The sequence below is a fragment of the Pseudomonas sp. GCEP-101 genome (genome assembly GCF_025133575.1).
GTDB classification, from domain to species: domain Bacteria; phylum Pseudomonadota; class Gammaproteobacteria; order Pseudomonadales; family Pseudomonadaceae; genus Pseudomonas; species Pseudomonas nitroreducens_B.
Genome location: NZ_CP104011.1, coordinates 3,161,757 through 3,187,232, shown reverse-complemented (window position 1 = coordinate 3,187,232; position 25,476 = coordinate 3,161,757). Strand labels below are relative to the sequence as shown.

Sequence of the window (25,476 nt, the reverse complement as noted above, 5' to 3'; positions counted from 1 at the left end):
GGGACGGCCCGCCACCCCATGGGGACGCCCTCATGTTCGACAAACTGCTCATCGCCAACCGCGGCGCCATCGCCTGCCGCATCCTGCGTACTCTTCGCGAGTTGCGCATCGGCGGCGTGGCCGTCTACTCCGAAGCCGACGCCGCCAGCCTGCACATCCAGCAGGCCGACCAGGCCATCAGCCTCGGCGATGGCCCGGCGTCCAGCACCTACCTGGTGGTGGAGAAAATCCTCGCGGCGGCCCGCGACAGCGGCGCTCAGGCGATCCATCCCGGCTACGGCTTCCTCTCCGAGAACGCCGCCTTCGCCGAAGCCTGCGAAGCCGCCGGCATCGCCTTCGTCGGGCCGACGCCGGAACAGCTGCGCCTGTTCGGCCTCAAGCACACCGCCCGCGCCCTGGCCCGCGAGCAGGGCGTGCCGATGCTCGAAGGCACCGACCTGCTGGAAGACCTCGACGCCGCCCTGCGCGCCGGCGAACAGGTCGGCTACCCGGTGATGCTCAAGAGCACGGCCGGCGGCGGCGGCATCGGCATGCGCGTGTGCCGCTCGGCAGACGAGCTGCGCGACGCCTTCGATGCGGTGAAGCGCCTGGGGCAGAACAACTTCAGCGACTCCGGCGTGTTCATCGAGAAGTACATCCAGCGCGCGCGTCACCTGGAGGTGCAGGTGTTCGGCGACGGCCAGGGCGAGGTCATCGCCCTCGGCGTGCGCGACTGCTCGGTGCAGCGGCGCAACCAGAAGGTGCTGGAAGAAACCCCGGCGCCCAACCTGCCCGCCGGCATGGCCGAGGCCCTGTGCGCGGCGGCGATCCAACTGGCGAAAGCCGTCAGCTACCGCAGCGCCGGCACCGTGGAATTCGTCTACGACAGCCAGGCGCAGCGCTTCTACTTCCTCGAAGTGAACACCCGCCTGCAGGTGGAGCACGGCGTCACCGAACAGGTCTGGGGCGTCGACCTGGTGCGCTGGATGATCGAGCTGGCCGCCGGCGACCTGCCGCCCCTGGCCGACCTGGCCGCCGCACTGCGGCCCAGCGGCCACGCCATCCAGGCGCGCCTCTACGCCGAAGACCCGGGCCGCGACTTCCAACCCTGCCCCGGCCTGCTCACCGCCGTGCAGTTCCCGGCGGCGGACGGCAAGGCGCTGCGCATCGACACCTGGGTCGAGGCCGGCTGCGAGATTCCGCCCTACTTCGACCCGATGATCGCCAAGCTCATCGCCTGGGCGCCGATCCGCGAACAGGCCAGCGCCGGTCTCGACCGCGCCCTCGCTGACAGCCAGTTGTACGGCGTGGAATGCAACCGCGACTACCTGCGGCAGATCCTCGCAGATGCGCCCTTCGCCAGCGGCTCGCCCTGGACCCGCTGCCTGGAAGGCCTGCGCTACCGCGCGCAGACCGTGGAGGTGCTCGGCGCCGGCACCCAGACCAGCGTGCAGGACTACCCCGGCCGCCTCGGCTACTGGGCGGTGGGCGTGCCGCCGTCCGGGCCGATGGATGATCGCGCGCTGCGCCTGGGCAATGTCCTGCTGGGCAACCCCGAAGGCGCCGCCGCGCTGGAAATCACCATGAGCGGCCCGACCCTGCGCTTCAACACCGACGCGGTGGTGGCCGTCACCGGCGCGGCGCTGCCGATCAGCCTGGATGGCGTCGAGCAACCGATGGACACCGCGCTGTTCATCGCCGCCGGTTCCACCCTCAGCCTCGGCACCGTTGGCGGCGCGGGCGCGCGCAGCTACCTGTGCCTGCGCGGCGGCCTGCAGGTGCCGGACTACCTGGGCAGCAAGAGCACCTTCACCCTCGGGCAGTTCGGCGGCCACGGCGGCCGCGCCCTGCGCGCCGGCGACGTGCTGCACCTGGCGGAACTGGTCGACGACAGCCACGGCGCCAGCCTGCCGCCGGAGCTGCGCACCGAACTGCCGGCCGTGCGGCAGATCCGGGTGATCTACGGCCCCCACGGTGCGCCGGAATACTTCACCCCGGCCTACATCCAGACCTTCTTCGCCACCGACTGGGAAGTGCACTTCAACTCCAGCCGCACCGGCGTGCGCCTGATCGGGCCGAAGCCGGAATGGGTACGCGAGAGCGGCGGCGAAGCCGGCCTGCACCCGTCGAACATCCACGACAACCCCTACGCCATCGGCGCAGTGGACTTCACCGGCGACATGCCGGTGATCCTCGGCCCGGACGGGCCGAGCCTGGGCGGCTTCGTCTGCCCGGTGACGGTGATCGAGGCGGACCTCTGGCAACTCGGCCAGCTCAAGGCGGGGGAAAAGGTGCGGTTCCTGCCTGTATCCCTCGTCGAAGCCCGGAATCTGGCGGCTTTTCGCAGGACCGAGGGCGGCGCCTTGGCCCTTGCTGGCGAACAGCATGCCACGGCCTTTCGTAGGAGCGAGCTTGCTCGCGAACCCGCCCAGTTCCTGGACCTCCAGCAGAATGCGTTCGCGAGCAAGCTCGCTCCTACCGATCAGCCCAACTCCGCTGCCGCCGGTTTCCCCTCACCCCAACCCTCTCCCACAGGGAGAGGGGGCAGCGCGGAGCTGCCGGCGATTACCGTGCTATCCGGCCACGCGGACAGCCCCCTCTCCCGCTTGCGGGAGAGGGCGGAGGGTGAGGGCAGCCCGAGCGCCAGTCTCACCTCCCCCATCGTCCTCGAACTCGGCCAGGACGACACCCGCCTGGTCGCCCGCCTGGCCGGCGACACCCACCTGCTGCTGGAAATCGGCCAGCCCGAGCTGGACCTGGTCCTGCGCTTCCGCGCCCACGCGCTGATGCAGGCACTGGAGGCGAAGAACCTGCCCGGCGTGATCGACCTCACCCCCGGCATCCGTTCGCTGCAGGTGCACTACCAGCCGGAAACCCTGCCGCTGCACAGCCTGCTGGACACCGTCGCCGGCCTGTGGGACGCCGTCTGCGCCGCGCAGGACCTCAAGGTGCCGTCGCGCATCGTGCACCTGCCGCTGTCCTGGGACGACCCGGCCTGCCAGCTGGCCATCGAGAAGTACATGACCACCGTGCGCAAGGATGCGCCCTGGTGCCCGAGCAACCTGGAGTTCATCCGCCGCATCAACGAGCTGCCGGACCTGGAGGCGGTGTACCGCACTGTGTTCGAGGCCAGCTACTTGGTGATGGGCCTGGGCGACGTCTACCTCGGCGCGCCGGTGGCCACGCCGCTGGACCCGCGCCACCGCCTGGTGACCACCAAGTACAACCCGGCGCGCACCTGGACCGCGGAAAACTCCGTGGGCATCGGCGGCGCGTACATGTGCGTCTACGGCATGGAGGGCCCCGGCGGCTACCAGTTCGTCGGCCGCACCCTGCAGATGTGGAACCGCTACCGCGAGGTCGCGGCGTTCGACGGCAAGCCCTGGCTGCTGCGCTTCTTCGACCAGGTGCGGTTCTACCCGGTATCGGCCGAGGAACTGCTACGCATCCGCCGCGACTTCCCGCTGGGCCGCTATCCGCTGCGTATCGAACACAGCGAACTGCGCCTGGCCGACTACCAGCGGTTCCTCGCCGAGGAGGCCGAGAGCATCGCCGCCTTCCGCCGCCATCAGCGCGCCGCCTTCGATGCCGAGCGCGAACGCTGGATCGCCTCCGGCCAGGCGCACTTCGAGAGCGAGGAAGCGGCCGTCGACAGCGGCGAGGACGCCCCGCTCGGCGCCGGCCAGCATGCGGTGGAGAGCCACATCGCCGGCAACCTCTGGCAGGTGCAGGTGGAAGCCGGCGCCAGCGTGAAGGCCGGGGACATCCTGGTGATCCTCGAGTCGATGAAGATGGAAATCCCCCTCACCGCCCCGCGCGACGGCGTGGTCCGCGAGGTGCGCGTACAGCCCGGCTCGCCGGTGCGCGCCGGGCAGCGGGTGGTGGTGATGGAGGAGGCGTGAGCAGGTCCGCGCAGAGCCAAGAGCCCCTCTCCCCCGCCCTCTCCCGCAAGCGGGAGAGGGAGCCGTTCGGTGCGAGAGGCAACTTCCGAGTCATCCTGAAAACTCATCGGCAGACCTCGCGCCGGACCGCTCTTCCTTCAGCGAGAGGCCGCCGAAGCGGGGAGAACGTTCGATTCATCTGCAACCACGGCCTGTCCGTGGTTTGAACCCGACACCGCGCCAGCCTGCTCTTCCCCCTCTCCCCTCAGGGAGAGGGCCGGGGAGAGGGTATCCGCCCAGCACAGGAACCCGAAACCACGACACACCGACGGGTGGGTCGTGCTTGGAAACAGACACCGCGCCGGACTGCTCTGCCCCCTCTCCCTCCGGGAGAGGGCTGGGGTGAGGGCAATCCGAGTGAAGAATTGACAGGATCAAAGGACCTCCAACCATGCCCACCACCTTCGACCTCCGCCTCGCCACCCTGCACGCCGCCTATCGCGAAGGCCGCGCCACGCCGCGCCAGTTGATCGCCGAGCTGCGCGCCAAAGCCGCCGCGCTGAACCCCGACTACCACCTGTTCATCCACCTGTTGAGCCTGGAAGAACTGGAGCCCTACCTCGCCGCGCTGGAGAAAACCTCCCCCGAGGCGCTGCCGCTCTACGGCATCCCCTTCGCCATCAAGGACAACATCGACCTCGCCGGCATCCCCACCACGGCCGCCTGCCCGGCCTTCGCCTACACGCCGGAAACCTCCGCAACCCTGGTGCAGCAACTGATCGACCTGGGCGCCATCCCGCTGGGCAAGACCAACCTCGACCAGTTCGCCACCGGCCTCAACGGCACCCGCTCGCCCTACGGCGAATGCCGCAACAGCGTGCTGCCCGAGTACCCGTCGGGCGGCTCCAGCGCCGGCTCCTCGCTGGCCGTGGCGCTGGGCGTGGCGAGCTTCGCCCTGGGCACCGACACCGCCGGCTCCGGCCGTGTGCCGGCGGCGCTCAACGGCCTGCTGGGGCTCAAGCCGAGCAAGGGCCTGCTGTCCAACACCGGCCTGGTGCCGGCCTGCCGCACCCTGGACTGCATCACCTACTTCACCGCCAGCGCCGCCGAGGCCAGCGAGCTGCTCGCCCTCACCGCCCGGCTCGACCCGAAGGACGGCTACAGCCGCGCCAATCCGGCCTGGAACGACGCCGGCGCCTTCGGTGCGCCCCGGCCCTTCCGCTTCGGCGTGCCGCGCGCCGACCAGCTGGAATTCTTCGGCTGCCATGAAGGCCCGGTGCTGTTCACCGATGCCCTCGACCAGCTCAAGGCACTCGGCGGCGAGCCGCGGGAGATCGACTTCGCGCCCTTCCTCGAAGCCGCGCGCCTGCTCTACGAAGGCCCCTGGGTGGCCGAGCGCTACAGCGTGGCGGGCGAGCTGATCGAGCGCGACCCGCTGGCCGTGCTGCCGGTGATCCGCGACGTGCTGGCCAAGGCGCCCGGCGCCACGGCCGTGCAGGCCTTCCGCGCGCAGTACCGGCTGCAGGAACTCAAGGCGCAGTGCGACGCGCTCCTCGCCGACCTCGACTGCGTGCTCACCCCCACCATCGGCCGGCCGGTGACCCTGGACGAGCTGCACGCCGAACCGGTGAAGCGCAATTCCGACCTGGGCTACTACACCAACTTCATGAACCTGTTGGACTACGCCGCCGTCGCCGTGCCCAGCGCCCTCATGGGCAACGGCCTGCCCTGGGGCGTGACGCTGTTCGGCCGCGCCTTCACCGACCAGTACCTGCTGGGCCTGGCCGACGCCCTGCAGCGCCAGCACAACCTGCCGCTCACCGGCGGCAATGCCATCGCACCGGCGTCCTCCGCCAACGCCGCGCGCAACGACCGCGCGCGCCTGGTGGTGTGCGGCGCGCACCTGGATGGCCTGGCGCTGAACGGGCAACTGCGCCAGCGCGGCGCGCGCCTGCTGCGCGCCACCCAAAGCGCCCCGGCCTACAAGCTCTATGCGCTGGCCGGCGGCCCGCCGCTGCGCCCCGGCATGTTGCGGGTAGCCGAGGGTGGCGTGGCCATCGAGGTGGAAGTCTGGGAGCTGCCCAGCGCCGAGCTGGGCTCCTTCCTCACCGGCATCCCCGCGCCGCTGGGGCTGGGCAAGGTGCAACTGGAAGACGGCAGCTGGGAAACCGGCTTCATCTGCGACGCCTGGGGCCTGGACGGCGCCGAGGACATCAGCCGCTTCGGCGGCTGGCGCGCGTGGCTGGCAAGCCGCACCTGATCGTGCGGAATTTCGTAGGGCGGATAGCCTGTTCCAGGTTATTCGCCCTACGCCTCGACGACGCTCCTAAAACCGATCCATGCGCAGGGGCAACTGTCTTTGTCTGAACGTCCGTGACAGGGGGCCGGCCCTCTCCCTAACCCTCTCCCTGAAGGGAGAGGAGGCTGGATCGGCACCGGTGGAACTGCGGCGTCAGCCGGCACGGGCTGCTCCCTCTCCCTTCGAAGCGGGGCGCGCCGGCAGGGCGGGGGGAGGGATGCCCCAGCGCAGGAGTTTCCCGGTAGGAGCGGGCCATGCCCGCGACGGCGTATGACGCCACGCGTCATGCGCGCTGCGAAGCTGCCCATGGAACCGCGCCCCGCCGGCAGCTAGAGTTCAAGCATCATCCGCCGCAAGGACCGGTCATGCCCGACCTCAGCCACCAGCAGGCGCAGCACCGCGTCAACGATATCCTCGCCTTCGACCGCGAGTTGCGCCGCCTGCACGACGAAGGCGCCCTCCTTCTCGACAACGCCCAGCGCGAGCGCTTGCACGACCATCAGCAACGCCTGCTCGCCGACTACCGCGCGCGCTTCGACATCGACCGCGACAGCCAGGACCACCGCCTCTCCCTGGGCATGCGCATCGCCTCCTTCCTCGGCGCCCTGGCGCTGGCCGCCAGCCTGTTCTTCCTCTTCTACCAGTTCTGGGGGCTGTTCAGCGAAAGCGTGCAGGTTGTCATCCTCATCGGCGCCTCGCTGATCAGCCTGCTGCTGACCCTGCTGCTGCAACGTCGCGATGCGTCGGGCTACTTCGCCAAGCTCGGCGCCATGCTGGCCTTCGCCTGCTTCGTGCTCAACGTCGTGATGATCGGGCAGATCTTCAACATCACGCCCTCGGACAAGGCGCTGCTGCCCTGGGCCGCCTACGCCCTGCTGCTGGCCTACACCTGCAACGCCCGGCTGCTGCTGTCCGCCGCGCTGGTCTGCGTGATGGCCTTCGTCGCCGCGCGGGTCGGCACCTGGAGCGGCGCGTACTGGCTGGACGTGGGCGAACGGCCGGAGAACTTCTTCCCCGCCGCGCTGCTGATCTTCCTCGTTCCAACGTTCTTCTCGCAGCAGCGCTTCGACGGCTTCGCCGCGATCTACCGGGTCTTCGGCCTGCTCGGGCTGTTCCTGCCGATGCTGGTGCTGGCCAACTGGGGCGGCAGCAGCTACCTGCCGTTCCACCCGCGTTCGCTGGAAAGCGCCTACCAGGTGCTGGGCTTCGTCGTCTCGGCGCTGGCCATCTGGCTGGGCGCGCGCCGCGAATGGCCGGACGTGGTGAACACCGGCCTGACCTTCTTCGTGATCTTCCTCTACACCAAGTTCTTCGACTGGTGGTGGACCCTCATGCCCAAGTACCTGTTCTTCCTCGTGCTGGGCCTGTGCGCGGTGCTGATCCTGCTGGTGCTGCGCCGCCTGCGCCGCGCCCACGGCCTGCTGGGAGGGACCGCCTGATGAACTGGACGCGCACCCATGCCCTGGCCGGCGGTGTCGGCCTGATCCTGCTGGTCAACGCCATCGCCCTGGGCGGCGTCGCCTGGAACCGCTCCGGCGAGCCCGACAGCACCTTGCCGCTCAGCCAGCGCGAGCTGCTGCGCAATAGCGACTGGTACAAGGAAAACAGCGGCCTGAGCCTGCGCCTGCATTGGCGCACGCCCAGCCGCGACGAGGACGCACGGCAGCACAATCGCGGCTGGCAGCCCGCCCTCGACAGCCGCAAGATGGCCGAACTCGGCTTCACCATGCCCGAGCAGGTCGACGACGATAGCGCCCGGCGCTTCGGCCGCCAGCAATCGCGCGATGCCCTGCTGGTGCTGGAACTCGATGGCCCGCTGTACGAGCGCGAAGTGCAGCTGACCCGCAAGCGCCTCGACGAAGCGCGCCTGGCCGCCGATGCCGCGCCGCAGAATGCTCGCCTGGCGGACGAGCGCGACTTCATCCGCCGCGAGCTGGACAGCGAGGAGAAGACCGACACGCGCCTGCTGCTCAAGGACGTCGGCCGGGACCTGGCGACCCTGCGCGCGCGCTACCCCGATCGCCGGCGCTACCTCATCGTCCACGGCCAGGTGCGCCCGGTGTCCAACTACTACGAGCACATCTGGACCCTGGGCGGCACCGCCAGCTCCGTCGGCACCGACAGCCTCAACGTGCCGCACCAGTGGCGCGAGCGTCTCGACCAGATCACTGCGCAACCGCACCGCGCGGCGGACGGCCGGGCCCAGCCCTTCGTCGCCGACGTCGCCTTCGGCCGGCGCCTGGAACCCTGGATCGTGCGCATCGAGATGCCCTGAACCACACCGCGCGCCGATCCGAATCCGCTTGCGCGATGCGGGTCGGCGCTGCACCCTGTGCGCCCGCATCGCCACCGCTTGCCGCCCGACCGGCCATGAACGACGCCACTCCCAACCCCAGCCGCTGCCCGCTCTGCGGCCAGTCCAACCGCTGCACCCTGGCCAACCCGGCGCTGGCGGGCCAGGACTGCTGGTGCTTCAGCACGCCCGTCGACCACGAGGCGCTCGAGCGCATCCCGCCAGAACTGATCGATCGCGCCTGCCTCTGCCCGCGCTGCGCAGCCGGGCTGAAGGCCGCCGAGCAAGCCTGATGCGCCTGGACCGCTTCATCGCCAACCTGCCGCACCTGAACCGCCAGCAGGCCCGCCAGTTGCTCGCCGAGGGCCGCCTGCGCGTGGATGGCCAGGTGGTGCGCGATGGCCGCCACGAGGTACGCGAGTTTTCCAGCGTGGAGCTGGACGACGGGCTGCTGCAGGCCGGCAAGCCGGCGCGCTACTTCATGCTGCACAAGCCGGCCGGTTGCGTCAGCGCCACCCGCGACGCCGAGCACCGCACCGTGCTCGACCTGCTGGACGAGCCGGACAAGCACGAGCTGCACATCGGCGGCCGCCTGGACTACAACACCACCGGGCTGTTGCTGATCACCAACGACGGGCAGTGGTCGCGGCGCATGACCCTGCCGGGGCGCAAGCTGCCCAAGGTCTACTACGTCGAGACGCAAGACCCGATCGAGGAGCGCTACATCGCGACCTTCGCCCAGGGCCTGTATTTCGCCTTCGAAGACCTCACGACCCTGCCCGCCCAGCTGGACATCCTCGGCCGCCGCGCCGCGCGCCTGACCCTGCATGAAGGGCGCTATCACCAGGTCAAGCGCATGTTCGGCCATTTCCAGAACAAGGTGACCCGCCTGCACCGCGAACGCATGGGCAGCCTGGCGCTCGACCCCGCCCTGCAACCCGGCGACTACCGCGCGCTGACCGCGCAGGAAATCGCCGAACTGGGCTGATCCACCCTGTTGCAGGAGCGAGCTCGCTCGCGAACCGCCCCCGTACCAGGCCCACCGGCAACCCTGTTCGCGAGCACGCTCGCTCCTACATACTGCGCCTGTTGAACGTTCGGAAAAGCCCTACGCGCGCCGTTCAGCCCGGCAGTTTGCAGCGGCCCGCGCCGCTTGGCTAAGCTGCCAGCCAACCCCGCGTCCCAAGGAAAGGTGATGAAGAAACTCTCGGTTGCCCTGCTGATCGCCCTGAGCGCCAGCGTTGCCGTTGCCAACCCGAGCAAGCCCTCGCCGTTGTCCAACCTGCAGGCCGCGCTGAAGACGCTCAAGCCCGGCCAGTTCCTCTGGTACCCGGAAATCTCCCCCGCGGGCCCGGTGACCGTGGTGGTCAGCCTCACCGAGCAGCGCGCCTACGTGTACCGCAACGGCATCGCCATCGGCGTGGCCACCGTGAGCACCGGCAAGAAGGGCAAGGAAACCCCCACCGGCGTGTTCTCCATCCTGCAGAAGAAGGTCGAGTACCACTCCGACCTCTACAACAGCGCGCCCATGCCCTACATGCAGCGCCTGACCTGGGACGGCATCGCCCTGCACGCCGGCAACCTGCCCGGCTACCCGGCTTCACACGGCTGCATCCGCTTGCCCATGGCGTTCGCCAAGAAGCTCTATGAGGTCACCGGCTTCAGCACCACCACGGTGATCATCTCCGATGCCAAGAGCTCGCCCGTGGAGGTCTACCATCCCGGCCTGCTCGCCCCCATCGTCAGCGCCGGACGCGCCGCCGGCCCGCATGACGACAGCGGCATGGTGGTGCCGTTCTGGAGCGACCCGGGCGCGGAAAAGGGCCCGGTTTCGGTGCTGGTCAGCCGCGCCGACCGCCGCCTCTACGTCTACCGCGGCGGCGTGCAGATCGGCACCGCGCCGGTGGCCTTCGAGCATCCCGAGGAGAAGACCGGCGTGGCCGCCTTCTCGTTGCTGGAGAAGCCCACGCAGAGCGAGATCGACAGCGAGAACCCCAACCTGCGCTGGACCAGCGTGCAGGTCAGCGATCCGCAGCGCGGGCTGTCGCCGGCCGAGCAGCTGGGCAAGTTCAGCCTCGACCGCGAGTTCCTGCGCAACCTGCTGGCCAGCATGGATGTGGGCAGCACCCTGGTGATCACCGACCTGCCCTCCACGCGCGACATGCGCAGCAACCCTGACTTCACCGTGATCACCACCAATGACCGCCAGGCCGAACAGAAGCCGGTCAAGAACCAGAGCGTGCAGTAGGGCGATGAGCCGGGGTGACGTTGCCATGCTCCGGACTTCCCCTACAGGCTGTTCATCGTTTCCCTGCTCCCATCACCTGCCGCTCACGCCACACTGTCGGCACTCGCCCACGGACAGACGGCCTCAAGCCGGCCGTGCAAGCTGCCGAAGAATCTCGAAACACAACGAGTCAAGGCGCCTGTCCGGGGCGAGCTCCTTTCGCCCAACTCCCCAGAAACCAACGCTTTGCGGCGATCCACCGCACGGGAAAGTTCGTAATTACCGACGGGCGGGGCCATACTCGATCAAAAAACAGCCACACCACTGATCAAAAATCACGCACAATCCGGCGTTTCCCAGAAAAAACCATATCGATTCCACGGGAATGTTGTATTCATGCTGACTTTCTTGAAGTTACGGGGGTTCTTCCGGATTTCGCTCGCCAGTGCCGCGCTTTTTGCGTTTGGCAGCTGGCAGACCGCGTCCGCCGCCCGCCTGCCCACGGCCGAGGAACTGCACCGCCTCGCGCCCGCCACCAACACCGAAACCCTGCGCCTGGCGCTCAACGCACTGCAGTGCGCCAGCACTCAGCTCGGCGGCCAGAACCGCCTGCTGACGGTGATTGACTACTCCAAGCCATCCCGCGACAAGCGCCTCTGGGTGTTCGACCTGAAGCAGCGCACGCTGCTGTTCGAGGAATGGGTCGCCCACGGCAAGAAGAGTGGCGAGGACATGGCCACCTCCTTCTCCAACCTGCCCGAGAGCAACCAGTCCTCCATCGGCCTCTACCAGACCGGCCAGACCTACAGCGGCAAGCACGGCCGTTCCCTGCGCCTGCTGGGCCTGGAACCGGGCTTCAACGACAACAGCGAGGAGCGCGCCATCGTCATGCACGCCGCCGCCTACGCCGACCCCAAGGTCGTCCCCGGCCTTGGTCGCCTCGGCCGCAGCCTAGGCTGCCCGGCGGTGCGCCCGCAGGTGGCGCAGCAACTGATCGACACGGTGAAGAACGGCAGCTACGTGTTCGCCTACTACCCGCAGCAGCAATACCTGCGCAACTCGCAGTTCCTCGCCGGGCAGAGCTGCACCGTGGCGAAGAACCCGCAGATCAACCGCTACGCCACTAACCTCGCCAAGCGCTGATCCCCGCCTGTTCCGCCAAACGCAAACCGCCGGCTGATGCCGGCGGTTTGCGTTTGGATTGCTGCTGCTCGGTCCCTGAGCTAGCATCGCGCAAGGTTAGTTCACTGGGTTAGCTAACACCGAGGTAAAGCCATGAGCAGCGATATCGAGATCGTGAACATTCACGACGCCAAGACCAACCTGTCGCGTCTGGTCGATCTCGCCAGCAAGGGGCATCCCTTCATCATCGCCAAGGCTGGCAAGCCCCTGGTGAAGGTCGAGGCCATCCACGACAAGCCGGAGAAGCGCATCGGCGCGCTCAAGGGCCTCTATCCCGCCGTGGACGACATCGACGCGCCCTTCGCCGACGACATCGCCCAGCTGTTCAGCGGCGAGGCCGACTGATGCGCCTGCTGCTGGATACCCACATCCTGCTCTGGGTTCTGACCGACGACCCACGGCTGACCAGCGAGATCAGGTCGCTCATCCTGTCCGATGACACCGACCTGTTCTTCAGCGCCGCCAGCATCTGGGAAATCTCCATCAAGAGCGCACTCAAACGCGCGGACTTCCCCTATGACCCCAGCATCGTTCGCAAGGCCCTGCTGGACAATGGTTACGCCGAACTGCCCATCACCGGCGAACATTCGGTCTTCGTCGGCTCCCTGCCCGCCCTGCACGCCGATCCCTTCGATCGCATGCTGATCGCCCAGGCGCATGTGGAAGGCATGCTGCTGCTCACTCACGACAGCAAGATCGAGCGTTATCCGGGGCCGATCCGCAGGATCTGAGTCCGCCCTCAGGCCTTCACCCCATCGAGGATCTGCAGGATCGCCCGCACATCCACGGCGTCCATCTGCTCTGGGTTGAGGAAGCGCTCGCCGTACTCGCGGTACACCCCCTGGCTGATGAACAGGCGGAACAGATCGGCGTCGATGTGCTGGTCGCGGGCCATGAAGGCGAGGATCTTCAGCGACTCGGAGAGCGTCTTCGGCGCCTTGTACGGGCGGTCGGCGGCGGTCAGCGCCTCGAAGATGTCGGCGATCGCCATGACCCGCTCGGGGATGCTCATCTGCTCGCGGGTGAGTTTGCGGGGGTAACCGGTGCCGTCCATCTTTTCGTGGTGGTTGGCGGCGATGGTCGGCACGCGGCGCAGGTGGCGCGGCAGCGGCAAGGTGGTGAGCATCATCAGGGTCTGGACGATGTGCTCGTTGATCTTGAAGCGCTCCTCGTCGTTCAGCGTGCCGCGGCGGATGCCCAGGTTGTACAGCTCGCCGTAGTGGCTGGCATAGGGCGGCAGGCGCATGTCGAAGCCCCAGATGTTGCGCGGGTCGTCCTTCGCCACCGGCGGCTTGCGCTCGCCCCACATCACGCGGTGTTCGGGCTTGTCGGCGAGCAGGCATTCCTCGGCCGGCAACGGCCGCTCGGGGCGCCCCTGCAGGCGCTCGGCCTCGTCGTGGGAGATGCCCAGGCGGTCATCGAAATAGCGCAGCCAGCGGCGCTCGCCGATCTGCTTGAGGCGCTCGATGTCCTCGTCCTTCATGAATTCGCCGCCGACGTTGGCCTGGGCGACGAAGGCAAAGTCGTCGCGCAGCGATTCGTGCAGCGCGTCGCGGCGGGCGGCGAGCAGGCCGATGTCGTTGCCTTCGGCGATGCCGCGCCAGTAATCCAGCTCGATGTCGCGCCAGATCACCTCGAAGCGCGTGCGCACTTCGTGCAGGCGGTTGTACAGCGTCTCCAGCTTGGTCGCCTTGTCCACCACGTACTCGGGGCTGGTGATCTTGCCGCAGTCGTGCAGCCAGGCGGCGATCTGAAATTCGTAGCGCTCGGCGTCGCTCATGGTGAAGGCGGCGTACTCGCCGTCCCGCGAGTCGATGACCTTCTGCAGCAGCAGGTCGGCCAACTGCGGCACGCGCTCGCAGTGGCCGCCGGTGTAGGGGCTCTTGGCGTCGATGGCGTCGGCCAGCAGCTTGATGATGGCGTCCAGCAGGCGCTGCTGGGCTTCGATCAGCTGGCGGGTCTCGATGGCCACGGCGGCGGCACCGGAGAGCTCCTCGACGAAGCGCTTGAACGGCTTGCGCGGCTGCTGGCTGTGCGCGCCCTCCTGGGCCAGTTGCAGGACGAGGATGCCCAGCAGCTCATCGGAACGGTTGCGCAGCGAGACCTCCAGGTACTGGCCGCGATTGGCCAGCGCCAGGTCCACCCGCTCGGCCAGCTCCGCCTCGGTGAAGCCCTCGATCAGCATCGATTGCGGGTACTGCTCGCCGTTCACCGCGCAGGCCAGGCGCAGACGGCAGTCCTCGTCGTCCAGCAGGTAGACCGCGCCGCCCATCACGTTGGTGGCTTCCACCAGGCGCGAGAGCACGCCTTCGAGCATGCTTTCCAGGCGCGTCTCGCGGCTCAGGGTGAGGGTGATCGCCTGGAAGTTGTGGATGGTGCGCGACATGCTGCCCATCACGCTGCTCAGGTCGCGAACCTCGGCGATCTTCGACTCCACGCCGACCGGCCGGGCGAAGTCGAAGGCCGCCAGCGCGCCCACCTGGTCCGCCAGCGCCGTCAGCGGGCGGGCGATGCGCCGGCCGATGTACCAGCCGATCAGCAGCAACACCAGCAGCAGCGTGCCGCTCCACAGGGCCTGGTTGAACAGGAGTTGCCGCGCGCCCGCCAGCAGCTCCACGGCGGGGATGGCGATCAGCACCTTCACCTCGTTGCTGGTGAAGTTCGACAGCGGCACCCAGATGCCGTACCAGTCCTCGCCGCCGACCTGATACGACTGCGGTGTTCCGGACGGCACCTTCTCGGCGTTGAGCGCGCTCAGCGCCGGCACCTTCAACTCAGCCAGCGAGGCCAGCCGCAGTTCCTTGCCTTCGTGGATCATCAGGCGGGACAGGTCCGGGTAGGCGATCACCGTGCCCTTGCCGTCGACCACCGCCAGCTCCGTGTTGGCGGTCTGGCGCAGGTCGCCCATTTCGCCGCCCAGGTCGTTGACCGAGGCATCCATGCCGATCACCGCCGCGCCGTCGACGCTGCGGTGCGCCAGGGTCAGGCCGATCTCGCGGGTGGTGAAGAAGACGTATGGCTGGGTCAGCACCGTCTTGCTGGTGAGGCGCGCCTCGTTGTACCAGGGCCGCTGCCGTGGATCGTAGTTGTAGTCGGGGCGCTCCTGCACGCGCAGCAGGCGCAGTTCGCTGTCATAGAAGCGCCACTCGCCCAGCAGGCCGCCCTGGCCGTTGAGCGTCTGGCTCTGCACCAGGTACATGGCGGCATCCGGCGCCTGCAGGGTCTGGCGTACCTCGGGTACGCGCAGCGCGCGGATCAGCAGGAACTCGCCATTCGGATAACCGATATACACCGCGCTCAGGGTGCGGTTGGCGCGCAGGTTTTCCACCAGCATCGGCAAGCGATCCAGGCGCGCCGGCAGGTTGTCCGTCTGCGAGATGGGGTCGTGGGTGAGCAGGCGCAGCGCGCTTTCCGCCGGGTCGATCAGGCGGCGAATGCGCTCATTGATGGTCGCCCCCAGTTGGCTGGCCGACTCGCCGGCCGCCGTTACCAGCGCGCCTTCCACACCGCGGTATCCCTGCACCAGCAACGCGCCCGCCAGCACCAGCATGCTGGCGATGATGGCCCCGGCCACCAGCAGTTGCAGCGGAATACCCCGTTCGAATGCCTTCATCCTTTACCAGCCTCTGTCCGTGGAGCTGTAGCGATATCCGCTGTCGAGCAGTCCTTCCGCCACCGGCGGCGGTGCATTGTCACGCATGATCCGGGCCAGGGTGCCATCCAGCCACAACGTCTCCAGCAGGCGCATCCATTCGGCGCCCTGCGCCGGGGTGAAGCGCTTGCGAGAAAGCATCAGATTGTGGGGCGTCGCCGGCCCGGGCATCACGTCTACCACATGAAAGCGTTCACGCTGACGACGGTCGTGAACGGCCCCTTGCAGATTCATCTCATGGCCGATCACGCCCTCCACATCGCCATTGAGCAGGGCGCTGAAGCGGCTCGTGTCGTCCTTGTACTCCACCACCCGCCCCTCGGCGCGCAGGATGCGCAACATGCCATCGATGAAGGCGCCGTGGCGGTAGCCGGCGATCACCCCCAGGCGCGCGCCGGGCATGTCGTGGAAGGCGTCCAGGCTGTTGATCTCGCCCAGGTCGTCGCGCACGATCAGCTTGTTGCGCAGGTACAGGTACGGCAGCAGGTAGGTGTAGGCCCGCCGCTGCGGCGTGGCGACGCCGCTGGTGCCCATCTGCAGATCGCCGCTTTCGAGCAGGCTCCAGATTTCGTCCCGCGGGCGCACGGAAGTGACGAACTGGCAGCCGGTGCGCTTGCCCAGTTCGGCGATCAGGTCAGGGTCGATGCCGACGTCGTCATGGAAGAACACCACGTTGCGGGTGTAGGCGACGCTGATCGGCTGCTCGCAACCGTAGCGATCCTCCGCCATGGCGTGCGCACACAGCCAGGCGGCCGGGGCAAGGACCAGCGGTGTGACGAACCTTGGGTGAAGTGCCATGGACCCGCTCCGCACGCGGTATCGGCCTCAGGGGGAGCACGGCGTGATCGCTCGTCTTCGGCAAGGGGCATAACAGCTATCCCAAGAGTGTAATCCGGCTTCACCAAAGCGCCGGACAAATACGCGGAGAAATGTCATTTCGTCGGAATTCGCACCACCGATGTGACTCAAGCACGCGATGACGGTTGCGCCGGCGGAACGGTGCTGCTTAACTCTGGCTCAAGCGTGACCAATGAGTCACACGCTGCATCCAATACAGCTTTTCGCGGCACGCCGTTCCCCACGCCGCCCCTTCCCTGCCTGATCAATAGCCCGAATCCGCGTCCTGACCGGCGCCGGAAATCGTGCCCATTGATGCTCCAACCAGTTGAAAATCAAGAGATTGTTAACTTTCGTCGAGTGACATGAAGCTGTCACGTCAAGACGCTTTCCTCTGCCTGGGTACTTTCTTCGCATCCGATGGTGGGTGCGCACCATGACCTGCGTCTGGAGGAATACGACATGAGGCCGGAAACCGCCGTCGTCGAGATTCAGCAACATCGGGTACACACGGAGTTCCACGCCAACAGGGAAGCGCGCCAGACCATCATCCTGGTCAACGGCTCGCTGGCAACCACCGCCTCCTTCGCGCAAACGGTGAAATACCTGCAACCGCATTTCAACGTGGTCTGCTACGACCAGCCGTACGCCGGCCGGTCCCGCGCACACAACGACTGCCGCGAGTTCATCACCAAGGAGTACGAGGCACAGCTGCTGCTGGGCCTGATCGAGCACTACCGCGCCGACGTGGTGATGTCGTTCTCCTGGGGCGGCGTCGCCACCCTGCTCGCCCTGGCCGAGCGCCCGGCGCGGATCCAGAAGGCGGTGATCAACTCCTTCTCGCCGCTGCTCAACGCCTCGATGCTCGACTACCTGCACCGCGGCCTGGACTACCTGTCCGCCTGCGACCGCACCAACATCGGCAACCTGGTGAACGACACCATCGGCCAGTACCTGCCGCAGTTGTTCAAGCGCTACAACTTCCGCCACGTCAGCGGCCTCGACGAGCATGAATACCGGCAGATGCACTTCCACGTCTGCCAGGTGCTCAAGCTCAGCGCGGAAAGCTACATGGAGAAGTTCGCGGCCATCGACATCCCCCTGCTGTTCATGAACGGCGAGCTGGACATCTACACCACCCCGGCCGAGGCCAAGCTGTTCCAGCAACTGATCCGCGACTGCGAGTTCCGCACCATCCGCAACGCCGGCCACTTCATCGACGTGGAGCACAAGAAGGCCTGGCAGGAAACCCAGGACGCCCTCCTGAGCTTCCTCCAGCCGCAACGCCACCCGGTGCTGGCCAACCCGTACCTGCCCACCAGCCAGGGCGTCCCCATCGCCGCCATGGTGGGCTGATGCAGCCTGCGCCCACAACCGGGGGCCGGCCCCAGACCTTCCGCCCCCGGTTTTCCATGCGCCAGCCTGTTCACACCAGCCACCCGCTCGGCACGCCTGACCGCAGAAGGCTTCACTAAGCCTCGCCCTTCTGGTAAAAAGGCACCCCCAAGCGGGCGTCGTATAATGGCATTACCTGAGCTTCCCAAGCTCATGACGAGGGTTCGATTCCCTTCGCCCGCTCCAGAACACCCTGCCGAACCCCTGAAATGCCTAGCGTTTCGGGGGTTTTGCTTTTTGGACGCCGGTAAGGTGTCGAAAAAGTGTCGAGAAAAACATTACCTCGCCCCTCCCATGTGGAGAAGCTACAGTCTCTTATCAAAGATTGACACACGCTTGTCTAATTTCTCGGCAAGAACTTTTGCTTGATCCAGCCGAACAATAAGATCAGCCAAATGCTGAGCAACACTCTCTTTAACCCTTTCAAACCCCCACACTTTAAAAATATCTATAAGACCAATCTCAATAAGGTCTTCATCAACCCCCAGCACTCGAACGCCAGAATTACGCAACTCTGAAATCTCATGCACCGACAAAGAGTCTGGAACTATCTCAGCAATAACATCCGTTATAACATCCACCAAATCCTCATCATAATAGTTATCAGGCGCAGTCCATGCACCCACGCTTTCATAGGAAAAATAGACTGGATCAAAAGTCTGCTCATAATTAGCCGACAACCCTCCCATCGACTCTGGAAGAGACCGAACAAAGCTAACCGCATCCACACAAGAGTCTAACAACCTTGCCAACGCTATAGCACCAATCAGTTGCTCCACAGCAAAATACTTAGCGAATCGATAGGAATCTATAACTTTTAAAAAAGAAAGAGCCGCCTCCCACATAGACCAGTTTTTCGCCGCGTGCTCGTAAAATCGCTTTGCAAATACATCATCCGAATTCTTAACAAACGCCGAAGCATGATATTCAGCAATACTTTTATGAAGAAAAGTCACATCGCCGAACCCTTCCTCAAGCATCAAACAAGAAACCTTTGTTATGTCGTTTCGAAAATCAACCTCATAACAATCTGATCCATCCGTATACTCTTGCGCCAAATCAAATGCTTTCGAGAATTGAGCAGAGCTCAGAGACCTACCATTGCCTAACTGCATACTCATGAAGCAGAACGCCTCAAATAAGCTTTGGAGCTTCCGCTCTGACAACTTCGTATAGTGCTGACGATCAAATATCGGCTTCAATTTATCGTGCCGAGTGAATACTGTATAGAAGAGGCGCTCAAAAAACTCCGGAAGCTCTGCTGGGATGTGATTTTCAGACTGGTATACAAAAACCACCAGAGTCAGCATTAACGGCGTACTAATCAACTCGGAGACCTTACTCGGACTGGACTCTATAGCCTCAACTATCGAATGAGCCTTTACAACATCAACCCCAAGTTTACCCAAAAATCCAGCATAGTCAGAACTCTCCAAAGGCAATATATCCATCACCCGAAAGCAGCTCATCTTTTGGATTTCGTTTCGCGGCCTAGACGTAGCCACTACTTGCAAACCAGGATACGCCCTTACCAAGCCTTCTATTACTATAGCTGTATCCTTAACCACCTCAGAATCAAGCTCATCAAACCCATCGAGCAAAATAACAATCTTCCCCGATTCAGCCAAATACTTAAAAACCTCATCCGTCGCACTTAAATCATAACTGGATAGTACTGCCTTCAGCCCGTCAAGCAACCCAAACGACTTACTCAGCCTTCTCAGCTCCAAAAAAACAGGCATCCTTGGCCGATCAGAGCTTAATATCTCCTGGATCGCGAGATACCTGAGAAATACTGACTTTCCCTGCCCAACAATTCCTTGAACTACCACACTCCCCTTACCAAGATCAGTTACTCTACACACCTCTGTCGCACAACCATTGATATCAAACTTACTAGGGTAATAAAACCCAGACAACGAAACGTTCTTCTCAGGACTCCAAATAGTTCTGACCGAATCAAGATACTCTAGACTGTCTGACAGATTTGAGGGAAACGAGCTCGCCCCCCATTTCTCGAGGCATTTTTTAACCTCCCCCTTTGCACCATTATAAATATCTTTAATTAATGGCGAAGCCGCACGAATGATTACAGAAAGACTTGCAAACTCAGCACTCATATCCATTCGCTCCATGAACAGGATTTACTATTTCACGATATAGACTTCAGACGCATCATAATCAACGCAGGAGTGGATTCAACAATACTGCATCTTTTAAATGCTCTTCCGATAGATGAGCATACCGCATAGTCATCGAAAGTGATGCATGCCCCAGAACGTGCTGCAACGTCACGATGTGCCCGCCGTTCATGATGAAGTGACTAGCGAACGTATGGCGTAGCACGTGGCTGGCCTGCCCTCTCGGGAGCTTGATCGACGTGGACAGCAGCAGGATGCGAAACACGCCGAGGCAGTTGGTGAACGGACCATGGGCCTGCCAATGCTGACGAATCTCTTTGGCCAAGGCTTCGGAGATTGGCACCGAGCGAACACGCTTAGACTTGGTGTTGGCGAAGATGACCGTATTGCCTTTCAACCGCTCCGGTGTCAGAGCCTGAGCTTCTCCCCATCGAGCACCTGTTGCGAGGCAGATGCGAGCGACCATCTTCGGATGCGGCGACGTAGTGCGGGCATCGAGCGCGGCCAGCAGCTCTGAAACCTGATGCTTGGTCAGGTATGACAGCGGCTTCTCCTGCAGCTTCAACGGACGCATGCGTCCAACGGGATTCTCGTAGTCGATGGTCCCCAGCTGTCGTAGCTCGTTGTACATCGACTTGAGGTAGCCAAGGCGGTTGTTGGCGTACTTGCCCGACATGCCTTTAGCGACTTGCAAGGAGCGCACACGGGCCACTTGGCCGGCTCCAGAGTTGCCGCTATAGGGTCACCCAGGTCCTTCGCTATCAGCCGCAGAATCGCCACACAGCGCTTGCCATTGGCAAGGGTCTGGCCGTGAAGCTCATACCAAAGTTCGACTAGCTCGGAGAGCTTGCGGCGATCCTTGGGCTTAATCGTCCAACTCGGATTCTCGGCGCACTTCTGGCGCGCGTTGGCCTCGAACTGCTGCGCTTCCATTTTGGTCTTGAACCGCTTCCGGAAACGCTTTCCCTTTATCGGCTCGACATCAACAAACCAACGGCCATCGGGGAGCTTGGTGATGCTCATTAGATCGCGTACCCCCGCTTCAAGTACCGGTCGTTGATGAGCCCAATGATGTGACGTTCGAGGTCGCGAGTGCTGTAGCCCTTGGCGGTGTAGTGATCTTCAATCACATGCCAGAAGGGAAGCGTTCTCCCGACCTCAAGGGCTTTTTTTGGTGGTACGCGCTCCCGTGCAATAAGGCTGGCGAACTGTCCCAGGAACATCTCGCAGTTCTTGCCGGAAAAGCCCTGAGCGGTCTTGTAGTAGCGGCGGTATTCCGTGCGCTCAATGAGCGGATCGGCCTCTACCTGCACCTTGGTATCCAGGGTGATCAGCGACCAGAACGGATCGAACCACTTGGGGTTATCCAACAACAGGCGGAAGCTGTCGCAAGCGTATTCCCACAGTCCTTGCAGATGCGGGCAAAGACCCGAGTAGGTACGGCAGCCGATTACCTCACCAGAGGCCATCCGGGAGCCTTCGGAGAACTGCTGTACTACCGAGTGGTGGAAGCGAAACTCGATGCGCCACACCGTTTCCAGCGGGTTATAGGCGGGCTCGCCATCGCCGAAAGGATCGCCGTTGAGGGATGCCCAAACGTTTTCCCAGTAGTCGAGCTTGTCCGTGCTCCGGGCCTGGAGCGTCTTGTTGTAGATGCAGAGCTGAAGGCCGTTGGCCGAGCCGAACATGAAGGTTTCACCACGCCCGTATACCGAGGCGTTACCGTCGAACTCGATACGGTCGATACCGGTGATCTGGCGCACCCGGTGCGAACGGCAACGCATACGCTCTACGAGGTCGCTGGAAGGCGTCCAGCCCTGCACATCGAGTGCGAGGTGTACGGCGCACTGATTCACTTCGCAGGCGGCAAGCACACCAGCGGCGAGGTCATCCAGTACGCCTTGCAGGATCGAAGGATCGGCACCATCCAGGGCGTGCGGAGACACTTCAATCTTGAGGTGCGGGCCGATGTTTTCGAGCTTCACGTTGTGATTCTTGATCAGCAGGATCAGGCCCATATCTGCGTTCTGTAGCCGGTACTGGTAACCGGAATCGCGCCCTACCCTGCCCTTGGCCCACTGGTAACCGGCGAACTCCACAATGTCTTCCGGCTCATCAAAGATCGCCATTATCTCGGGGCGGATCAGACCGTTGTAGAGCTGCCGAACCGTGTCCACCCCGCAACGAAGCAGGCGCACGCCGGATAGATCGGTGAACTTGGCCAGCTTGTCGTCGAAGAACAAACGCCCTTCGGGCGACTCGTAAATTTCGCCACCGGGTTTGAGGGTGACGCGAACTTGATGCTGTGGCTTGGTCATTGGAAACACTCCAAATAGATACGAAACGAAACTGTGCTCAGTGGGTTATCCGACGTGTTACAGGGTCGTCGGCCGCGCCCCGCCGGGCCGTTTGCGGGTGGCCTCCTACGTCGGCTCAAACCGCAAAACGGCCCTGGCGGGCTCACCACAAGAACTTGCCTTTCTCATAGGGAATGACCGTCACCGTGGGCCCGCTGGGCTCATTGCTGGCCGTTGGCTGAGCGCTCGGGTAGATCGGGGGTGGAGGTGACGGCTGCGCCATGCGCGCGTCAGGGCCGGTGCCTCGGTCGGGCAAGGTGGGATCGAAGTAGCCGTTGCGCGCCACGCTGATGCAGAACTCGAAGCTGGTCGCGAACTTGGTCGCCTGCTGCGTGTAGCACTGGCACGACTGGCCGTTCTTCACCGTCTCCGGCGGTCGCCGCTCCACCAGCTTGGGATCACTGGTGGACAGGCAGTAGATGCGCGGCTTGCTGACCGGGGTGTTGAGCTGGTCATACACCGGGGCCGAGGCTGGCAAATCCGCGATGCGGGGTTTTCGCTGCTCGATGTACTGCTCGGGGGTGACCGCCTTCGGGGCTTCGCCGCCGCTGGGGCTGATCAGCGAGCCCACCATCGACTTGGCCTGATCGACCATGCCGGGCTGGTCCTTCGGTGCGATGGTGGTCGCCGCCGCTTCTGCCGGCTTGCTGCCCTGCTGGTAGCGCTCGAAGGCGCGATACACCATGAAGCCGGCGCCGACGATCACCGCCAACGCCAGGATCATTTTCTTCGGCGGCTTGAACTTGAAGTGGTGCTGCGCCTGGGTGCTCGTGTAAACCCCGAAGTACTTCTTATCGAGCTTGATGACCGTCTTGTCGGCGTCCTTAAAGGAGGTCTTTTTCTCGACTGCCTCGATGACCGCCTCGGACTCGAAGCGCAGCAGTTGCTGGCTCTTGAAGACCCGCCAGTAGTGGATGTGCCCATTGCACAGGCGGCGCAAGTGGACATCGATATAGCGCGGGTCCTGCGTCACCAGATGCACTTCGTGGCCCTGGTGGCGCATGGTTTCGAAGCGGGTGATGTGCTCCGGCGGGCGGTTGCGCGGATCGCGGGCGCCGAACCAGCCTTGAGCCTCGTCCACCACGATGATTGCGTCCTGGGGCAGCTCGTACCATTTGAACGGGTCTTCGAACTCGAACCAGGCCGCCTCCAGCTTCTCGGGCTTGAGGCCGGCGACGTTGTGGAAGTAGACGATGCGGCCTTCGGCTTTGGCTTTGGCGTCCACTTCGCGGATGGTGTTGAGGGTTTTGCCGTGGCCGGGCTTACCGGTGCGGATGTAGAGCATGACCGGTCCCCCTTAGGCGTCGATGTAGTCGCGGCCCGGCGGGTTCCACACCTGCCGACGGAGACGGTCCTGTGCCTTGAGCCAGCCCGCCATGAGCGCACGAGTGGTGACGGCCGCGAGGTACATGTTGATGGCCACATCAATCTTCGCGAGGCCGAGGATCTGCTGGATCGGCACGGCGACATTGCCCATCTGCGACATCAGGTAACTACGGGCCATGTCGATCAGCAGGTTGAAGCCGACGTAGCTGACGACCGCGAAGCCGATGGCGCGCAGGACCATCTTCACGATGGGGACGGCGATGATCAGTAGCATCTGGACGATAAAGGCGTATTGCATCATTCACCTCCGAGGGAGCGTCCGACGTAGAGGACGCAGAAAGCCCCGACCGCAATGACGATCAGGTAGCCAAGGTCAGTGGCAGCCGCGCACAGCGGCTCATAGGTCACGGCGAAGGTGCGGCCGCCGTTGGTTCTGAGGGAGAAGGTCTTGTCAGCCGGGCAGGACGCCGGGAGAAAGCGCGTGCCCTGGTTGATGAAGGACGGGATTTGAATCTCGGTGCTGTCGTCCATTTCGAACTTGGCACCGGTGACGGCGGCCTTAATGTCGGCCTCGTGCTTCTCGTAGTCACTCTGCTTTTCGTAGGCACAGCGCAGGGCTTTTTCCTGGGTCAGCACTGCGCAGTCGATGGCGTCGCCCGAGCAGGACAGCGGCACATCGCAAGGTTCGCCAGAGGCGAGGCGTTCGGGCTTTTCCTCTTCCTCCTTGTCCTTTTCGTCCTCGGGCTTTTCCTGCGGCTCACCTTCATCGGAGGTGGTTTGCTCGCCGGTCTTTTGGCCGTCCTGATAGGTTGTCGTGGTGGTGACGGTGTCGTAGTCGAAGTACGTATCGCCGTAGCGGATGTTGTAGGTGGTGTTGGTTGTCGTGGAGGTGTTGCCGAGGGTGCCGTCCGGCCGGTTGTAAGTGCCGGTGGTGGTTTGCTTCGGCCCCTGGACGGAGGTCGGCCCAGAAATGATGGCGGCACTCTGTTTCTGAAGACCGTCGTAACAGGACTGAGGATTGACACCGCCATACGTACCGCCGCAAACCTCGCTCAGAAGCCCCTTAAGCCACGTGGCGGACTGGGCAGCAACCCATGGATCAACGGCGTCCCAATCAGTTGGTGAAAGATCGGCCTTGGTAGTCGTGGCACAGGCAGCAAGAGTGCCGCTGTATGCGGTGCCGCCATAACAAGTAGTGCCAGTACGCCAGACGTCTGTGGTTACACCACCGAACTGAGCGCCGAGAACCGCACAGGTGTAGTGGGTGTCGTTGACCTTTGTAACGACAACCTTATCCGGACCGTTCTGGTTGTAATTAATTACGGTATCGCGATACGCGCAATACGCTTGCGGAGATGGAAAGGTGCCAGCGGTGCCATTAGTTCCAGAAGGACCAGCCATTGATACTGGTTCTTGTCGGCGACCGTATCGACAGGCATTACCTCTTTTTTCTGAATCTTGGTGTTGTCGTCCGACATGACCCAGCCCACAGCGGCGACAGCGCCGGAAACAGCCGCCCCAAGAACAAGCTGACCAGCATTTGTCTTCAGGCCAGCTTTCAACCTGGAAGAGAGCCCACCGACGGGAACAGTAACCTTGGGCTTGATGGTCACAGGCGTCTTCGCCGTGCCAGACCCCATCCAACCTTTGCGCTCGGCTTCGAGCAGAAGATCGGCGTTGGACTTGGAGGGCACGTAGCCTGTGATCGAGCCATTGGCGGCGCTGTAGCCCGGGCCGGCCTTGATGAAGGGATCTACCTTCACTCGCTCGGTGGCAATCGTCGGCGTGGCGACCAGGGCGGCAAGCAGCAGGATCAGGAAACGGCCCATGGTCAGACCCGCCCGAACAGGACCACGGCGAAGGCCACGGTGGAGACGATGAGGACGAACCATTGAACGGACATTGTT

General features: G+C 64.1%; 19 protein-coding genes, 1 tRNA gene and 1 pseudogene. 12 read left to right on the top strand and 9 right to left on the bottom strand.

All coding sequences use genetic code 11. The features are described 5' to 3' along the window. Positions 1–32: 32 nt before the first annotated feature. The 10 genes from N0B71_RS14595 (at position 33) to N0B71_RS14550 (ending at position 12,592) form a co-directional block, all read left to right on the top strand. Complete coding sequence (locus N0B71_RS14595; protein ID WP_259753285.1) at positions 33–3,881, top strand: 5-oxoprolinase/urea amidolyase family protein; 3,849 nt, start codon at positions 33–35, stop codon at positions 3,879–3,881. Positions 3,882–4,311: 430 nt separating this feature from the next. Beyond that, complete coding sequence (atzF, locus tag N0B71_RS14590; protein WP_259753284.1) at positions 4,312–6,120, top strand: allophanate hydrolase; 1,809 nt, start codon at positions 4,312–4,314, stop codon at positions 6,118–6,120. A gap of 404 nt (positions 6,121–6,524) precedes the next feature. Continuing rightward, the gene (locus tag N0B71_RS14585; RefSeq protein ID WP_259753283.1) at positions 6,525–7,598 is read left to right on the top strand and encodes a DUF2157 domain-containing protein; all 1,074 of its coding nucleotides are present in this window, start codon (positions 6,525–6,527) and stop codon (positions 7,596–7,598) included. Then, positions 7,598–8,434: a DUF4824 family protein gene (locus tag N0B71_RS14580; protein ID WP_259753282.1), complete on the top strand. Its 837-nt coding sequence runs from the start codon at positions 7,598–7,600 to the stop codon at positions 8,432–8,434. Before N0B71_RS14585 ends, N0B71_RS14580 begins: the two co-directional genes overlap by 1 nt. A gap of 95 nt (positions 8,435–8,529) precedes the next feature. Continuing rightward, positions 8,530–8,745 (top strand): cysteine-rich CWC family protein, encoded by a 216-nt coding sequence (locus N0B71_RS14575; protein WP_259753281.1) that lies wholly within the window; start codon positions 8,530–8,532, stop codon positions 8,743–8,745. Continuing rightward, positions 8,745–9,440 carry a pseudouridine synthase gene (locus tag N0B71_RS14570; protein ID WP_259753280.1) on the top strand — a complete coding sequence of 232 codons (696 nt, stop codon included), beginning with the start codon at positions 8,745–8,747 and terminating at the stop codon, positions 9,438–9,440. The genes N0B71_RS14575 and N0B71_RS14570 overlap by 1 nt, the downstream gene beginning before the upstream one ends. 207 nt (positions 9,441–9,647) lie before the next feature. After that, positions 9,648–10,700 carry a L,D-transpeptidase gene (locus tag N0B71_RS14565; RefSeq protein WP_259753279.1) on the top strand — a complete coding sequence of 351 codons (1,053 nt, stop codon included), beginning with the start codon at positions 9,648–9,650 and terminating at the stop codon, positions 10,698–10,700. 375 nt (positions 10,701–11,075) lie between these two features. Next, positions 11,076–11,822 carry a murein L,D-transpeptidase catalytic domain family protein gene (locus tag N0B71_RS14560; RefSeq protein ID WP_259753278.1) on the top strand — a complete coding sequence of 249 codons (747 nt, stop codon included), beginning with the start codon at positions 11,076–11,078 and terminating at the stop codon, positions 11,820–11,822. Positions 11,823–11,954: 132 nt separating this feature from the next. Next, entirely contained in the window at positions 11,955–12,206 is a 252-nt protein-coding gene (locus N0B71_RS14555; RefSeq protein WP_259753277.1) for a type II toxin-antitoxin system Phd/YefM family antitoxin, read from the top strand. After that, positions 12,206–12,592 carry a type II toxin-antitoxin system VapC family toxin gene (locus N0B71_RS14550; RefSeq protein ID WP_259753276.1) on the top strand — a complete coding sequence of 129 codons (387 nt, stop codon included), beginning with the start codon at positions 12,206–12,208 and terminating at the stop codon, positions 12,590–12,592. The genes N0B71_RS14555 and N0B71_RS14550 overlap by 1 nt, the downstream gene beginning before the upstream one ends. Positions 12,593–12,600: 8 nt before the next feature. Here the strand turns inward: N0B71_RS14550 and N0B71_RS14545 are convergent, their stop codons facing one another. Together N0B71_RS14545 and N0B71_RS14540 are read right to left on the bottom strand one after the other, a co-directional pair. Further along, the gene (locus N0B71_RS14545; protein WP_259753275.1) at positions 12,601–15,474 is read right to left on the bottom strand and encodes an HD domain-containing phosphohydrolase; all 2,874 of its coding nucleotides are present in this window, start codon (positions 15,472–15,474) and stop codon (positions 12,601–12,603) included. Positions 15,475–15,477: 3 nt separating this feature from the next. Continuing rightward, on the bottom strand, positions 15,478–16,311 hold the full coding sequence (locus tag N0B71_RS14540; protein ID WP_259753274.1) for a substrate-binding periplasmic protein: 834 nt from the start codon (positions 16,309–16,311) through the stop codon (positions 15,478–15,480). A gap of 501 nt (positions 16,312–16,812) precedes the next feature. Between N0B71_RS14540 and N0B71_RS14535 the strand changes: the two genes are divergently transcribed. Then, positions 16,813–17,706: an alpha/beta fold hydrolase gene (locus N0B71_RS14535; RefSeq protein ID WP_259753273.1), complete on the top strand. Its 894-nt coding sequence runs from the start codon at positions 16,813–16,815 to the stop codon at positions 17,704–17,706. A gap of 151 nt (positions 17,707–17,857) precedes the next feature. Then, positions 17,858–17,931 (top strand) — tRNA-Gly (locus N0B71_RS14530). A 119-nt stretch (positions 17,932–18,050) separates the two neighbouring features. Here N0B71_RS14530 and N0B71_RS14525 read toward each other — a convergent pair. The 7 genes and pseudogenes from N0B71_RS14525 to N0B71_RS14495 form a co-directional block, all read right to left on the bottom strand. Next, a complete protein-coding gene (locus tag N0B71_RS14525; protein WP_259753272.1) occupies positions 18,051–19,865 on the bottom strand; it encodes an NACHT domain-containing protein in 1,815 nt (604 codons plus the stop codon). A 61-nt stretch (positions 19,866–19,926) separates the two neighbouring features. Next, positions 19,927–20,909: pseudogene (locus N0B71_RS14520) on the bottom strand (phage integrase). Further along, a complete protein-coding gene (locus N0B71_RS14515) occupies positions 20,909–22,204 on the bottom strand; it encodes a hypothetical protein (RefSeq protein WP_259753271.1) in 1,296 nt (431 codons plus the stop codon). The pseudogene N0B71_RS14520 and the gene N0B71_RS14515 overlap by 1 nt, the downstream one beginning before the upstream one ends. Positions 22,205–22,346: 142 nt before the next feature. Next, positions 22,347–23,528: a zonular occludens toxin domain-containing protein gene (locus N0B71_RS14510; protein WP_259753270.1), complete on the bottom strand. Its 1,182-nt coding sequence runs from the start codon at positions 23,526–23,528 to the stop codon at positions 22,347–22,349. Positions 23,529–23,540: 12 nt separating this feature from the next. Next, entirely contained in the window at positions 23,541–23,867 is a 327-nt protein-coding gene (locus tag N0B71_RS14505) for a DUF2523 domain-containing protein (RefSeq protein ID WP_259753269.1), read from the bottom strand. Further along, positions 23,867–24,970, bottom strand: coding sequence for a virulence factor TspB C-terminal domain-related protein (locus tag N0B71_RS14500; protein WP_259753268.1), 1,104 nt, complete (start codon positions 24,968–24,970; stop codon positions 23,867–23,869). Before N0B71_RS14500 ends, N0B71_RS14505 begins: the two co-directional genes overlap by 1 nt. Further along, positions 24,889–25,398: a hypothetical protein gene (locus N0B71_RS14495; protein ID WP_259753267.1), complete on the bottom strand. Its 510-nt coding sequence runs from the start codon at positions 25,396–25,398 to the stop codon at positions 24,889–24,891. The genes N0B71_RS14500 and N0B71_RS14495 overlap by 82 nt, the downstream gene beginning before the upstream one ends. Positions 25,399–25,476: the final 78 nt, after the last annotated feature.